Here is a 13,773-nt window from a genome sequence, read left to right on the forward strand (position 1 = left end):
CGGGACGAAACCACATGAGCGGCCTTCCCCTCTCGCAGGACGCAATCGAGAGCCACAACGACGCGCGCCGCGTTGCGCTCGAGGACGACTACGACAGCCTGGGCCGCGCCCTCGCCCGCCGCGGTGTCGACATCGAGACGATCACCGCCCGCGCGCAGGCCTTCTCCGTCGCCCTGCCGACCTGGGGCGCGGGCCGCGGCGGCACGCGCTTCGCCAAGTTTCCGATCCCGGGAGAGCCGACCGACATTCACGAGAAGCTGGAGGACTGCGCGGTCGTCAACCAGCTCAGCCGCGCCACGCCGCGGGTCTCGCCGCACTTCCCGTGGGACTTCGTCGACGACTACGCCGGCCTGCGCCAGGAAGCCGCCGCGCTCGGCCTCGGCTTCGATGCGGTCAACTCCAACACCTTCCAGGACCAGCCCGGTCAGGCGCACTCCTATCGCAGCGGCAGCCTGACCGCGCGTGATCCCGCCGTCCGCGCCCAGGCCATCGCCCACAACGTCGAGTGCATCGAGATCGGCGCGAAACTGGGCTCCAACGCCCTGACCGTCTGGCTCGGCGACGGCACCAACTTCCCCGGCCAGCAGGACCTCGGCGCCTCGCTCGACCGCTACCTCGACAGCGCCGCCGGCATCTACGCCGCCCTGCCCGACGACTGGCGCATGCTGCTCGAGCACAAGATGTACGAGCCGGCCTTCTACTCGACCGTGATCCAGGACTGGGGCTCCAGCATCCTGGCCGCCCAGCAGCTCGGGCCCAAGGCCCAATGCCTGGTCGACCTCGGCCACCACGCCCCGAACGTGAACATCGAGCAGATCGTCGCGCGCCTGCACCGGTTTGGAAAACTCGGCGGCTTCCACTTCAACGACAGCAAGTACGGCGACGACGACCTCGACTCCGGCTCCATCAATCCGCACCAGCTGTTCCTGGTGTTCAACGAGCTGGTGCAGGCCGAGCTGAACCCGCGCGACGGCTTCAATCCCGCCTACATGATCGACCAGTCGCACAACGTCACCGACCCGATCGAGAGCATGCTGTCCTCGGCCGAGGCGATCGTCGGCGCCTACGCCAAGGCGCTGCTGGTCGACCGCCCGGCCCTCACCGCCGCCCAGGAGGCCGACGACGTGATGATGGCTTTCCAGGCGCTGCGCGGCGCCTATCGCACCGACGTCACCCCGATCCTGGCCATGGCCCGGGTCAGGTCCGGCGGCGCCGTCGACGTCCTCGCCGCCTATCGCGACAGCGGCTGGCGCGGCCGCAAGGCGCAGAAGCGCCGCGCCGTGGGGCTCGGCGCCGGCATCGTGTGAGCATTACGACGCATGATGATTGAAATTGCTTGCTTGTTCGGGACCCGGCGGAAAGAAGTGTCCTTGCCCGTCTGAAGGGGGAGATTCTACCGAATGCACGCCACGGAGCGCGAGCGGCTGATCCTGGAGTTGATGCAGCCGCGAGGCTTTGCGTCCTACCAGGAGTTCATCGCCAACCTCGACGCCTCGCCGGCCACCATTCGGCGCGATCTCGAACGCATGGCCCAGGAAGGCCAGCTCGTCCGCGTGCGCGGCGGGGCCAAGCTCCCGGCCCAGTCCGGCGGCGCGGCCGCCGTGCCGATGCTGAGCGGTGTGCCGTTCCATGAGAACATCGCCCACCACCGCAAGGAGAAGGCCGCCATCGGCAAGGCCGCCGCCGCGCTCTGCGCGCCCGGCGAGGCGGTGATGCTCGACGGCGGGTCGACGACCCTGCAGATGTGCCCGCACCTGGAGGGCCTGCACCTGCAGGTGCTGACCAACTCGCTGCACATCGTCGACGCGCTGCTGCCGCAGCAGGGAACCCGGGTGCTGGTCCCGGCCGGCTCGGTTTTCCGCGAGCAGAACATCATCCTGTCCGCGGCGGGCGAAGAGAGCATGCCCCGCTTCCATGCGCCGAAACTGTTCATGGGCGCCGCGGCCGTCGGCCCGCACGGCATCATGCAGGCCGACGTGGTGCTGGTCGCCGCCGAGCGCCGCCTGATCGAGCGCGCCGAGCAGATCGTGCTGCTGGTCGACAGCTCCAAGTTCCGCGGTCCGTCCGGCAACGTGGTCTGCGGCCTGGAAGAGATCGACATCGTCGTCACCGACGCCGGCGTCACCGACGATGAACGCCGCATCGTCGAAAAGGCCGGCGTCCAGCTGATCATCGCCGACTGAGGCGGCCGCCCCGCGCGGGGCGGCCCTTCGGCGTCAGCGCGTCTTCAGAAACCCGGCCGACTCCAGCCACCAGTAGAACTCGTCGATCCAATGCGCCGAGCTGTTGGCCTTGGCCTCCAGCCCATAGCCGTGGCCGCCGGTGTGGTAGACGTGCAGTTCCGGCGACTTGCCGGCCGCCTGCAGCTTGGTGAACAGCTCGATCACGGTGGGCGAGGCCAGCTTGTCGTCCGACGACACGGCCAGGAACATCGGCGGCGCATCGTCCAGCTTCAGGGGCTCGCCGAACGCGCCGCCATAGATCGGTGCGGCGAAGGCCGGCTTGGCGCCCGCGTCCACCGCTCCGACCGTCACCCGCGCGCCGGCCGAGAAACCCATGATCCCGATGCGGCTAGGGTCGACCTTCCAGTCCTTGGCGCGCTCCTTGGCCACCTGCAGCGCGCGAACGCCGTCGGCGGTGGCGAAATCGGCGCCTTCCAGCGGCCCGGCCCCGGTCGGGCTCGCCCCCAGCTTGGCGAACATCGCCTGCAGCGACTGCAGGAACTCCAGGTCGCCGGCCGGGGTCTCGACCGTCCGGTACTTCAGCACGAAGGCCGCGACGCCGTGCTCGGCCAGCCATTGAGCGACCCAGACGCCTTCGGTGTCGTAGGACAGGAACCGCATGCCGCCGCCGGGCGCGATGATCACGCCGGCGCCGGTGGCCTTGGCCGGGTCGGGCAGGAACACTTCCAGCGTCGGCGAGACGACGTTGCGGGTCAGGCGGCTGCCCTGCCCGGCCATGTGCGGGGTCGTACGCTCGACCTGCTTCCAACTCTCCGAGCCCGGAGCGACGCCCGGATAGAGGCGAATGGTCTCGACCGACTTGCGCTCGGCCCCCAGCCGTGTCGCCTGCGCTGCGGCGGTCGGCTGGGCCAAGGCGGGCGCGCCCGCCAGCAGAATCGCAGCGGCGAGACCCGCGGCGAGCGACATCGAGACGGCCTTCATGGCGTTTCCTCTCAGGTACAATGGTCTACTCCGCGGCCACGCAGCTGAAGTTCGCGGCGTCGTCGGTGGAGCCGGTTCCGTTCCAGCGGGCCCGCTTGGGCCAGGCGCAGAGCGGCCGCGACTGCAGCGTCTCGGTCGGCCAACCGGCCAGGGCCGCGAACATGTTGTCGGGCTTGGCGGCGATCACCCGCTCGGGCGCCGCGCCGCTCTCGAACCAGCGATCGAGTTCGCTGACCATGTCGAACCGGTTCGGGCCCTCGCCGCCGAAGCAGTGGCCCATGCCCGGCGCCATGAACAGACGGGCCTGATCGCCCATCGGTCCGGCCAGCTTCGTCATCTCCGCGTAGTAGGCGATGGAGTTTTCGGGCGGCAGGGCCGCGTCGTTCCAGCCGTGATAGAGGATCAGCTTGCCGCCCTGCTTCAGGAATGGGCGCAGGTCGCGATTATCGGAGTCGATCACCGGCCCCATCCGCTTCAGGCCCAGCGCGAAGTCGCGGTCCAGGTCGAAGCGGTCGAGCGTCCAGGCCTCATTGCGATGCACGAACCAGCGGAAGGTCTCGGTCGCGAAGTTGCGCTGGTTGGCCTTTTCGTTGGTGATCCAGGCTGGCCACTCGCTCGCCTCGCCGCCCGGCGCGAAGCCGGCCGAGATCTGCTTGCCGTCGCGGGTGCGCGGCCCCTGATAGATCGCCCGCAGCGCCTTCACCTCGTCGCCGCTCAGGCACTCGGCGCTCTGCCCCGCCTTGCACTCCAGCTCGGCCGGATCGAAGCGGCAGGCGCGCGGGTCTTCCAGCAGCCCATCCTTCACCCCGTCCAGCGCGTCGCAGCGCGCCATCACCGTCTTGGTGACCAGCTTCAGCTTGGCCGGCGTGAGCGTCACCTTCGGCGGCCCGTCCAGCGCCCGCATGTTCCACGCGAAACCGGTCATGGCGCGGGTCCAAGGCGCGGCCGGGGCCCCGGCGACGATGCCGTCATAGTCCTGCGGATAGCGCCAGGCCTCCATCAGCGCATCACGCCCGCCGTTGGAGCAGCCGTGGAAGTACGAGCGTTGCGCCTCCTTGGCGTAATGCGAGGCGATCAGCGCCTTGGCGAACACCGCCGTGACGTGGTTGCCGCGGTGCGCCCAGTCGACCAGTTTCTGCGGCTGGCCGTTCGACCACTTGGCGTCTTCGCTGCTCGGGTGGCCGACGTCGGTCGCCGCGGTCGCATAGCCCTGCGTCGTCAGCGGCGGGAACATGATCGCCGCGGTGTCGAGGCCGCCGCTGTAGCCGCCGCCGCCCAGGCCGACGAACTTGCCGTTCCAGGTCTCCGGCAGCCACACCTCCACATTGATCAGCGAGCCGGCGACGGGAGAGATCTGCGCCTTCACCCGGCAGATCGCCGCCGGCAGCGGCGCGATCGGCGCGGCCGCCCAAGGACCGGTCAGCGACAGCTTGGCCCCGGCCGCCAACCGCTCGGCCGACGTCACCACGCCGCCGCCGACCTTCTTGCCGACCAGGTCTTCACAGCCCGCGGCCTGCGCCTGGGCGAGCGGCCAAAGCGCCGCGGCGGCCCCGAGCGCGCCGGCGCCCAGGCGGATGGTCTTCTTCATGAGTGCCCCCGAAGAACTGTCAGGATTTCTTGCTGGTCAGGTGCTCGCGGTAGGCTTCGCGCAGCACCTTCTTGTCGATCTTGCCGGTGGCGGTCAGCGGCACCCTGGCGAAGACCACGTCGTCCGGCGTCCACCACTTGGCGATCCGCGGCGCCAGGTACTCGCGCATCTGGTCGGCGGTGACCTCGGCGCCGTCGTGGGGCTCGACCACCAGGATCGGCCGCTCCTCCCACTTGGGATGATGCACGCCGACCACCGCGGCGATCTTCACGCCCGGACAGCCGACCGCGACGTTCTCCAGGTCGATCGAGCTGATCCACTCGCCGCCCGACTTGATGACGTCCTTGGTCCGGTCGGTGATCCGCATGAAGCCGTTCGCGTCGATCGTCGCCACGTCGCCGGTGTCGAACCAGCCGTCCGGCCCGGCCGCATCGCGATCCTGCCGGAAGTAGCGCTGCACCACCCAGGGGCCGCGCACCTGCAGCGCCCCCGGCGTCTCGCCGTCCCAGGCCAGCACCTGCCCGGCTTCGTCGACGATGCGCAACTCGACGCCGTACTGCAGGCGGCCCTGCCGCGACCAGATGGTCTCCAGCATCTCCTCCTCGCCCAGCTCGGCCAGGGCCGGGGTCGGCGAGGAGATGACGCCCATCGGCGCGGTCTCGGTCATGCCCCAGATCTGCAGGGTGTCGACGCCGTAGCGGCTCTTCAGCGCCTCGGCCATGGCGCGCGGCACGGCCGACCCGCCGATCATCACCCGCTTCAGCGCGCCGGGCGTCTCGCCGGTCTGCTCCAGGTGCGCCAGGTACATGGTCCAGATGGTCGGCACGCCGCCGGTGAAGGTCACGCCCTCGTGGGCGATCAGCTCCTGCAGGCTGGCGCCGTCCATCTTGTCGGCCGGCAGCACCAGCTTGGCGCCGCACATCGGGGCCACGAACGGCAGGCCCCAGGCGGTGGCGTGGTAGAGCGACGAGCACGGCAGCACCACGTCGAACGCCGTGAACCCGAAGGCCGCGTTGAGCCCCGCGCCCATCGCGTGCAGCACCACCGCGCGGTGCGAGTAGAGCACGCCCTTCGGATCGCCCGTCGTGCCCGAGGTGTAGCAAAGGAAAGCGCCTGAGTTCTCGTCGAACACCGGCCAGTCGAAGCCGTCCTCCTCGGCCGCGATCAGGTCCTCGTAGCAAAGCGCGCCGGCCATCGGCTCGGCCGTCAGGCTGACCCGCGCGCGCACCGTGGCCAACTGCGAGCCCAGGCGCTCCACCACCGGCGCCAGGTTGCGCTCGAACAGCAGCACCCCGCTCTCGGCGTGATTGACGGTGTAGGCGATCTGCTCGTCGAACAGCCGCGGATTGGCCGTGTGCAGCACCGCCCCAATGCCGGTGACGGCATAGAACAGCTCCAGGTGCCGATGGGTGTTCCAGGCCAGCGACGTGACCCGGTCTCCCGGCTTGACGCCCAGGCGCTGCAACGCCTTGGCCGCCCGCTCCACGCGCTTGGCGAAGCGCGCATAGTCATAGCGCCAGACCGGCTCCTCGATCTGGCGCGAGACGATCTCGCGGCCGCCATGCGCCTGCTGCGCATACCGAAGAATGCTGGCGATCTGCAGCTGCGTCGGCTGCATCAGCCCCGGAACCATCGACACTTCCTCCGCCGGCGCTGGCTTCGATGGCCGCGCGCATTTTGCATCACATACGATCAACTTTAGTCATAGATCGCCCGAGCGTTCAACAATGAACGACGTCGGCGGGAAAATCACGGCGTCGCGGACGGCGGCGATCGTCAGGCTTTGACCGGCTTCGGGCCGAAGGCGCCGGCCTTCACCCCGGCCCGGAACATGTCCTTGAACATTTCCACCGGCCGGTCCTGCGCATCCCAGTCGGGAAGGATCATCTTGCCGATCGAAAAGCCGCGGATCGCCCACACGACCAGACGGATCGCCGCGAGCGTGCCGTCGACGTCGCCCTTGAACCGTTCACTGAGGAACTCGACGCCGATCTGCTCGAGTCCGGAGCTGACGCTCGCCACCTGTTCGGCGAGCTCAGGGTCGCTGCGCGCCGCCATCTGGATCTCCAGGAAGGCGACGCCGGACGGCCGGCTCAGCACACGCCAGCACATCTCGATCCAGTCCTCGGCCTGGAAGCCGAGGTTGAGATCGCGCTCGAGCCGCGCATATTCCTCGCGCTCTTCCTCGAAGATCGCGCGCAGCACCTCGGCCATGAACTGCGCGCGGGTGCTGAAATGGAAGATGATGCTGCCGCGGGTGATCCCCGCTTCCTGCGCGATGACCGCCGTCGTCGCGCCGGCGTATCCCCGCTCGTAGATGACCCGAACGGCCCCCTCCAGCAGCGCCTGGCGCGTGTCGGCGGACCGTTGTTGCTGCGTGCGGCGGGGGCGCCGCGGGACCGTGCTCATGGCTCCACAGTTATCCGCACGAGCCGCGATACCCAAGCCCGACGCAGGGGAACCGCAGGCTAGCGCTTCTTCACATTGGCGGCGGACTTGAGCCCCGAGAGGATCGACAGCGCATAGTCGGCCCTCGCCTGCACGTCCGGGCGCGGATCTTTCGTCTTGGCCTGGCGATACCACTCTTCGATCACTTCGATGTCCTTGGTCGGCACCCCGCCCCGGAAGGCGTAGGTCCCCGGCCCAGGCTTGCGGCCGCCGGAGATCTCAGAGAACAGCTGGTCGGCGACCAGGATCGACACCAGCGGATCGCCGGCCTTCTCGCCGGCGGTCCACAGTTCCATGGCCTTCTTCTCGTCCTTCGGGCCGCCGTCGCCCTTGGCGTACATCTCGCCCAGCCGCCGCGAGGCGTCGAGGTTGTTCTGCTTGGCGGCTTTCTCGTACCAGGTCCGCGCCGACTTCAGGTCGCGCTCGCCGCCGGCGGTCCCGTTGAAATAGGCGTTGCCCACCGCCGCCTGGGCGTCCGCGTCCCCAGCGTCCGCGGCCTCCTTGCACAGCTGCAGGCCGCGCGCGGCGCTCTGAGGATCGGCCATCAGCATCTGGCCCAGGGCGCACTTCGACTTGGTGAAGCCCATCGCGGTCGCACGGGTGTAGGCCGCTTCGGCCTTGGCCTTGTCCGGCGCGCCGGCCGCCCCGCTCTGGTGGCACATGCCGACCAGGTGCATCGCGTCCCCGCGGGTGGCGGACGCCTTCTCTTCATAGGCGCAGCCGCGCGCCGGATCCTTGGGGACCGCGCCGCGGCCGAACAGGAACACCACGCCCGCATAGTACTGCGCGTCGGCGTCGCCGCCGTCGGCCAGCTTGATCAGCGGCGCCAGGTCGCCGGCGTCGACCTTCTTCAGCGCCTCCTGCACGGCCGGGCTGGCGTTCACCGTGTCCGGCAAGGGCTGCGACGAGGTCTGCGCGGGGGCTTGCAGCGCCAGGAGCATCGCGACGGCATGGAAGAGGGCCACGGTCGTCCTACTCCTTCGGCGACGTCGGCGGCGGGGTGGGCGACGGGGTCGGCGTCGGCGCCGCGGCGGCCGGCGCACTCGCCTCGCTGGGCGGAGGCTGCTTGCCGCCCGACGGGTCCGGAACCGTGACATAGACCACGGTGTCGCCCTCGTAGCGGGGCTCATAATAGGCGCCGCCGCAATAGTAGTAGCCGTAGCCGCCCCACGAGTAGGGCCCGCAGCCGTGCGGCAGCGCGTAGTACATCGATCCGACCACCGCCGCGGTGGTCCAGGCGAACGCCGCGCCGGCCAGGAAGGGATAGTCCACCCAGCCGCCCCAGCCGCCGTCGATGTCGATATTGACGTTGTTGCCGGCGTTGATGTTGCCGCCGTTGCCGATGCCGCCGGCGCCGCCGATGCCGCCCGGTCGTCCTGGCCCGCCGACGCCGCCCACGCCCCCGACTCCGCCTATGCCGCCGACGCCCCCTGGGCCGCCCGGGCCGCCCGGGCCGCCGATGCCGCCAGGCCGGCCAGGACCGCCGACGCCGCCCGGTCCCCCGACGCCGCCTGGGCCGCCGACGCCCCCAGGACCGCCGATGCCGCCCGGACCTCCCGGGCCGCCGCTGGGCCGCGTGGCGATTCCCGCGCCGCCGCTCGGCCGCCCCGCCGCGCCGACCCCGCCGGCCCCGCCGGAAGGCCGGGTGAAGCCGCTCGACCCGCGACCGCCGTTGTAGCCGCCGCCGCCGATGCTGGTCGCGCCGCCGCCGCGGACGCCGCCGCCCGCGCTGAAGCCGCCGCCTCCGCCGCCGAACCCGCCGCCGCCCCGGCCGCCGCCGCCGCCAAAGCCGCCGCCGCCGCCACCGCGGCCGCCACGGGCCAGCGCCTGGTCGGCCATGAGGACGCCAGTCGCGATCAGGGCCGCGGCCAGGCCCAGGCGCTTGAGGTTGCTCATTGCGCGTCTCCCGGGGTTGGCTGATCGATGCGGATCCGGGTCGCGCCCTTACCCGGCTGGAACGCGAAGTCGGCGTCGGTGAGCGGAGGGTTCAGCGTCCAGGTTAGGTTTGCGATGTAGGCCGGATTGGTCTTGTCGCGGCGGTCGATGATCACCACCCGGCGCGGCAGCGGCTGGGCGCCCTGCTGGATCCAGACCTGCCAGTCGATTTGGCCCTCGCGGAACGCGTAGTGGTTGGTCTTGACGCCGTCGAGGACCTCGGCGCCCACCAGGAAGGCGGAGTCCAACGCCGCCTCGCGTCCGCCCGGACTACTCCAACGGAAGAGGTCGTCGAGCGGCATGGATATCCCGAACCGGGTCGCCACGTCGGCGATCGTGGCCTGGATCGTCGCCTGGCTCGGCACGGTCGCGTAGTAGCCCAGCTCCGGGGCGTACACCGTGAACTGGCCGCCGGCGTAGATGTAGCGGCGGTTCCAGCTGGAGCTGACCACGTCGACCACGAAGGCGTCGGGCTTGCGGACCTTGTACGACGCGGTGCCGACCAGCTGGATCTTCTGATCGTCGTTGGTGACGACCTCCAGGCTGGTGTCGGTCTTCAGCGCAAAGGTCGAGAGCGATTGGAGGAAGGCGCTCATCTGGCTGAGCGCCTGCACCGCCGCCGGATCGACCCGGGCGGGCGCTGCGGCCGCGGGCGGCGTCGCGGGTTGCTGGGCCAGCGCCGGCGCGCCGCCGGCAAGACCGACACAAAGACCGGCCGCCGCGATGCGGCCCAGCCCGATCCTACGAACCACCCCAGACACCCGTCGCATGCGGCTACGTCCCTCTCGCAGGTCACCCCACAAGCGGCACGTTAGGCTCCGCCCCCGACCGTCGATATCGGGGAAACTAGCTAGGCTGGGAGAGGGAAATCCAGGAGGCGGCCGACCGGATCAGCGCGGCCCGAAACACAAATATTGCAGCAGATTCATGGGATTGCGACCGAAACCGCAACCCCATGAAATCTCCGGCTACAGCCCCAGCACCATCTTGGCCATGATGTTGTGCTGGATCTCGTTCGACCCCGCATAGATCGAGGTCTTGCGGTAGTTGAAGTAGGTCGGGGCGATGGTCGCTGCGTAGTCCGGACCGGCCCGCGGTTCGTTGCGCTCGCCGCGGATCTCGGCCCAGGTGTCGCGCACGAACGGCTGGGCGTAGATCCCCGCCGCTTCCAGCGCCAGCTCGGTCACCGCCTGCTGGGCCTGGCTGCCCTCCAGCTTCAGCATCGAGGACGCCGCCCCCATCGCCTCGCCCGAGGAGCGCGCCGAGAACATCCGCAGCTCGGTGGCGTTCAGCACGTCCACCTTGATCTGCATCTCGCTCAGCTTCTTGCGGAAGTCCGGGTCGTCGATCATCCGCCCGCCGCCGTCCGACGGCTCCAGGCTGGCGATCTTGCGCACCTTGTTGAGCTGGTTGGTCAGGCCCGCCGCATACGGATTGCCGCGCTCGAACTGCAGCAGGTACTTGGCGTAGGTCCAGCCCTGGCCTTCCTCGCCGATCCGGTTGGCGACCGGCACCCGGACGTTCTCGAAGAACACCTGGTTGATCTCCTGGTCGCCCTCGGGCGGGCCGTCCAGGGTCGGCAGCGGCACGATGGTGATGCCCGGCGTGTTCATCTCCAGCAGCAGGAACGAGATGCCCTTCTGCCGGATATCCTCGCTGGAGGTCCGCACCAGGCAGAACATCCAGTCGGCCCACTGCGCGTAAGTTGTCCAAATTTTTGAACCGTTTAGGACGTAATAATCACCGTCCCTCTCAGCTTTCATGGACAGCGAGGCGAGGTCCGAGCCCGAGCCGGGTTCGGAATAGCCCTGGCACCACCAGACGTCGGTGGAGAGGATCTTCGGTAGGTGCTGAGCCTTCTGCTCGGGGGTCCCGAACGCCATCACCACCGGGGCGCACATCTTGAGCCCCATGTTCGAGGTCGACGGCGCGCCGGCCAGGGCCATCTCCATGTCGAAGATGTACTTCTGGGCGTGGCTCCAGCCGGTTCCGCCGTATTCCTTCGGCCAATCGGGCGCGATCCAGCCCTTGTCGTTCAGGCGCTTCAGCCAGCGGACCTGGCCCGCCTTGTCGATATGGGCGTTCTTCGACTGCGCGGAACGCGCGCGCATGTCGTCGTCGAAGGCCTCGGCGATAAAGGCCCGAACCTCGTCACGGAACGCCAGGTCTTCCTTCGAGAATTCGAGGTCCATGGCGCCTACTCCACGGCGTCGAGGTATTCGATCTCGGGACGGCCGCCCATGCAGGGGCCCATCTTGGCGCCGGCGGCCTTGAAGTAGTCGGTGCCGCCGTGAGCCTTCAGGGCGTCCTCGTCCTTGTAGAGCTCCAGCACCTTGTAGACGGTCGGGTCGGTGCGGCTCTTGGTCAGCTGGTAGGCGATGTTGCCCGGCTCGTTGGCCCGGACCTGCTTGGCGAGATCGATGAAGATCGCCTCGAACTCGGATTGCTTGCCGTCCTGGACCTTGAGGGTCGCCACCACGCCGATCATGCCGTTTCTCCCAACGATTGTTTGAATGGGAGCCTAGTGGCGCCGTCAGCCTCCCGCAAGGCGCCGTTAGGCCCATTCAGCGGCAGGTAATCGCGGCGAGGTCGCAGGAACCGGCCGACCGTCCAGTGGCGCGCGCTGACGCGTTTGGCTATGACGTCGCCGCAAGAGGCGGGGCCCAGCATGAACATCTACGCAGCAGGCGCCATGCTCGCGCTGTTGGCCGCCGGACCGGCGCTCGCCAAGGGACCGCAAATTCTCCCGGCCGAACTGCCGACTTCGAACCCCTGGTGGACCTGCAAAGGCAAGCCGCCGCCGCGCTACTATCCCGCGGCGGCGCAGCGCCAGGGCATCGAAGGCGCCGCCATCACCCAATGCCGCCTCGACGAAAAGCGCCGCCCGACCTCCTGCACCTGGCTGGAAGAGGACAAGCCGGGCCATGGCTTCGGGGACGCCGCAGCCAAGCTTGGCTGCATCATGCGCTTCACGGCCCCTCCGGACGAAACGGCCGCCCCCGGGACCGTCGCCGTCTTCCCGATGCGCTTCTCCCTGCCGCCGCGCTAACCGAGCGGCTTTTCCAGCAGCAGCGTCGTCAGGCCGCTCTCCCACGCAAGGTCGGGATAGCTGTCGATCTCGCGATAGCCGAGCGCGGCGTAGAACGCCCGCGAGCGGGTGTTGAAGGTGTCGGTCTCCAGCCGGGCCGAGCTCTCTCCCGCCGCGGCCATCGCCTGCTCGGCGTGGGCCAGCAACGCCCGCCCGACGCCGCGCCGCTGGGCCGCGCCGGCGACGTGCAGGGCGTGGACGAAGTCGCCGTCCCAGTGAACCATGCCGAGGATCTGGTCGTCCTCGACCGCCAGCACGAAGGCCGCGCCCTTTTCGGCGACGTAGGCCCTCGCCGGCTGCGCGCGGCGGCGGCGGGCCAGGACCTCGGGGCGCAGCTGCGGCCCCCAGGTGGACTCGAAGGTGTCGTCCAGCACGGCGACCACCCCGGCTTCGTCGCCGGGGCGGAAGGACCTCAGGAGGTACATGGGGTCGGGCCCTAGCGGCCCTGGCGCTCGTTCCAGCCGTAGGCCACCCAGTGGTGGCCGCCCAGGTGGCGCGCTTCGATGACGCCGTCGTCGCGGCGGGTGGCCCGGGCCTTCTTGGCGCGCAGGGCGAGGCCCGCGAGCGCCAGCAGCGCCGAGGCCATGACCGCGATCACCACCACCGTGGCCGCAAAGAAGACGGCGAGCACCGCGCCGACCGCGATGGCGGCGACGGTGGCCAGAGCCCCTCCGACCGCGGCGAGACCGCGAAGGGTGGACCCGTGCTTCCTGGCGAATTCGCGAACCATGAGCATCCTCAAGGGCGCCGCTTGTTACGGCTAAACGGATAATTCGGTCGGACGATCCCCGACGTCAACGAGAACCAGTCAGAACACGACAAAGTGGCCGCATCATGCCGCCCCTTCGAGCGCCATCGCCCGCCGTTCGCGCATGATTTCATCGAACGCGGCGTTGATCGCCGCCGACTTGGCTTCGGCGACCTCGATGAACTCGCTGGGCAGGCCGCGGGCGCGGGCCCGGTCGGGGTGCGCCTCCGACAGGGCCGCCTTCCAGATCGCGCGGACCTCGGCGTCGGAGGCGTCGTGCGCCACGTCGAGCACGCCATATGGGTCGTCGGCGCCGATCCCCAGGTGCACGGCCTTCAGCCGGCGGAACACCAGCGGCGAAAAGCCGAACAGGTCCGAGACCTGCTCCAGGTATTCGAGTTCGTCCTGGGTCACCACGCCGTCGGCGGCGGCGATGTGGAACAGGCCGTCGAGCACGTCCTCAAGCAGGGTCGGGCAGCCCGCGTAGCGCTTGGCCAGCCGCCGCGCATAGCTCTCGAATCCGCGCGTCGTCTGGCGGGCCAGGTCGTACAGCCGGTGGATGTTGCGCTCGGACGCCGCGTCCGGCTGGAACACCTGCGAAAAGGCGTCGAACTCGCCGATGCTGGCGCGGCCGTCGGCCTTGGCCAGCTTCGCGCCCAGCGCGGTGACGGCGGTGGAAAAGGCGGGATCCTCGCCCGGCCGGGTGGCCGGACAATCGGCGCAGTCGCCCGCATCGGGCTTCTTGACTGCGAGCCCAGCAATGTTGCGCCAGAAGCTCATGGGAGTATCCAAGCTGTAAGGC

15 protein-coding genes are annotated in these 13,773 nt (G+C 69.6%); 3 read left to right on the forward strand and 12 right to left on the reverse strand.

Going from position 1 to position 13,773, the window contains the following annotated elements:
- Window positions 1–14: 14 nt before the first annotated feature.
- Together rhaI and ACSQ2H_RS15850 are read left to right on the forward strand one after the other, a co-directional pair.
- Window positions 15–1,307: an L-rhamnose catabolism isomerase gene (gene rhaI / locus ACSQ2H_RS15845; RefSeq protein WP_436062348.1), complete on the forward strand. Its 1,293-nt coding sequence runs from the start codon at window positions 15–17 to the stop codon at window positions 1,305–1,307.
- 93 nt (window positions 1,308–1,400) lie between these two features.
- The gene (locus ACSQ2H_RS15850) at window positions 1,401–2,183 is read left to right on the forward strand and encodes a DeoR/GlpR family DNA-binding transcription regulator (RefSeq protein ID WP_436062349.1); all 783 of its coding nucleotides are present in this window, start codon (window positions 1,401–1,403) and stop codon (window positions 2,181–2,183) included.
- Window positions 2,184–2,216: 33 nt separating this feature from the next.
- Here ACSQ2H_RS15850 and ACSQ2H_RS15855 read toward each other — a convergent pair whose 3' ends face one another.
- From ACSQ2H_RS15855 to ACSQ2H_RS15895, 9 genes are all read right to left on the reverse strand, one after another.
- Window positions 2,217–3,164, reverse strand: coding sequence for an alpha/beta hydrolase (locus tag ACSQ2H_RS15855; RefSeq protein WP_436062350.1), 948 nt, complete (start codon window positions 3,162–3,164; stop codon window positions 2,217–2,219).
- A gap of 25 nt (window positions 3,165–3,189) precedes the next feature.
- Entirely contained in the window at window positions 3,190–4,752 is a 1,563-nt protein-coding gene (locus tag ACSQ2H_RS15860; RefSeq protein WP_436062351.1) for a tannase/feruloyl esterase family alpha/beta hydrolase, read from the reverse strand.
- 19 nt (window positions 4,753–4,771) lie between these two features.
- Complete coding sequence (locus ACSQ2H_RS15865) at window positions 4,772–6,385, reverse strand: long-chain fatty acid--CoA ligase (RefSeq protein WP_436062352.1); 1,614 nt, start codon at window positions 6,383–6,385, stop codon at window positions 4,772–4,774.
- 143 nt (window positions 6,386–6,528) lie between these two features.
- Complete coding sequence (locus tag ACSQ2H_RS15870; protein ID WP_436062353.1) at window positions 6,529–7,161, reverse strand: TetR/AcrR family transcriptional regulator; 633 nt, start codon at window positions 7,159–7,161, stop codon at window positions 6,529–6,531.
- 59 nt (window positions 7,162–7,220) lie between these two features.
- Window positions 7,221–8,165 (reverse strand): tetratricopeptide repeat protein, encoded by a 945-nt coding sequence (locus ACSQ2H_RS15875; RefSeq protein WP_436062354.1) that lies wholly within the window; start codon window positions 8,163–8,165, stop codon window positions 7,221–7,223.
- Window positions 8,166–8,172: 7 nt separating this feature from the next.
- Window positions 8,173–9,096, reverse strand: a complete 924-nt coding sequence (locus tag ACSQ2H_RS15880) for a hypothetical protein (RefSeq protein WP_436062355.1) — start codon at window positions 9,094–9,096, stop codon at window positions 8,173–8,175.
- Window positions 9,093–9,905 (reverse strand): DUF2092 domain-containing protein, encoded by an 813-nt coding sequence (locus ACSQ2H_RS15885; protein WP_436062356.1) that lies wholly within the window; start codon window positions 9,903–9,905, stop codon window positions 9,093–9,095. The genes ACSQ2H_RS15880 and ACSQ2H_RS15885 overlap by 4 nt, the downstream gene beginning before the upstream one ends.
- Window positions 9,906–10,103: 198 nt before the next feature.
- Window positions 10,104–11,327: an acyl-CoA dehydrogenase family protein gene (locus tag ACSQ2H_RS15890; protein ID WP_436062357.1), complete on the reverse strand. Its 1,224-nt coding sequence runs from the start codon at window positions 11,325–11,327 to the stop codon at window positions 10,104–10,106.
- Between the two features lie 5 nt (window positions 11,328–11,332).
- Window positions 11,333–11,623 carry a putative quinol monooxygenase gene (locus tag ACSQ2H_RS15895; protein ID WP_056015703.1) on the reverse strand — a complete coding sequence of 97 codons (291 nt, stop codon included), beginning with the start codon at window positions 11,621–11,623 and terminating at the stop codon, window positions 11,333–11,335.
- A gap of 180 nt (window positions 11,624–11,803) precedes the next feature.
- Between ACSQ2H_RS15895 and ACSQ2H_RS15900 the strand changes: the two genes are divergently transcribed.
- Window positions 11,804–12,184 (forward strand): energy transducer TonB, encoded by a 381-nt coding sequence (locus tag ACSQ2H_RS15900; protein ID WP_436062358.1) that lies wholly within the window; start codon window positions 11,804–11,806, stop codon window positions 12,182–12,184.
- On the opposite strand, the gene ACSQ2H_RS15905 is transcribed toward ACSQ2H_RS15900, so the two are convergent.
- The 3 genes from ACSQ2H_RS15905 to ACSQ2H_RS15915 all read right to left on the reverse strand — a co-directional run bounded on the left by ACSQ2H_RS15905 (window position 12,181) and on the right by ACSQ2H_RS15915 (window position 13,751).
- Entirely contained in the window at window positions 12,181–12,648 is a 468-nt protein-coding gene (locus tag ACSQ2H_RS15905) for an N-acetyltransferase family protein (protein WP_436062359.1), read from the reverse strand. The genes ACSQ2H_RS15900 and ACSQ2H_RS15905 overlap by 4 nt on opposite strands.
- A gap of 11 nt (window positions 12,649–12,659) precedes the next feature.
- A complete protein-coding gene (locus ACSQ2H_RS15910; RefSeq protein ID WP_183774354.1) occupies window positions 12,660–12,953 on the reverse strand; it encodes a hypothetical protein in 294 nt (97 codons plus the stop codon).
- Between the two features lie 102 nt (window positions 12,954–13,055).
- Complete coding sequence (locus tag ACSQ2H_RS15915; RefSeq protein ID WP_436062360.1) at window positions 13,056–13,751, reverse strand: TerB family tellurite resistance protein; 696 nt, start codon at window positions 13,749–13,751, stop codon at window positions 13,056–13,058.
- Window positions 13,752–13,773: the final 22 nt, after the last annotated feature.

It is taken from the genome of Phenylobacterium sp. LjRoot97 (assembly GCF_964254345.1).
Lineage (GTDB): Bacteria > Pseudomonadota > Alphaproteobacteria > Caulobacterales > Caulobacteraceae > Phenylobacterium.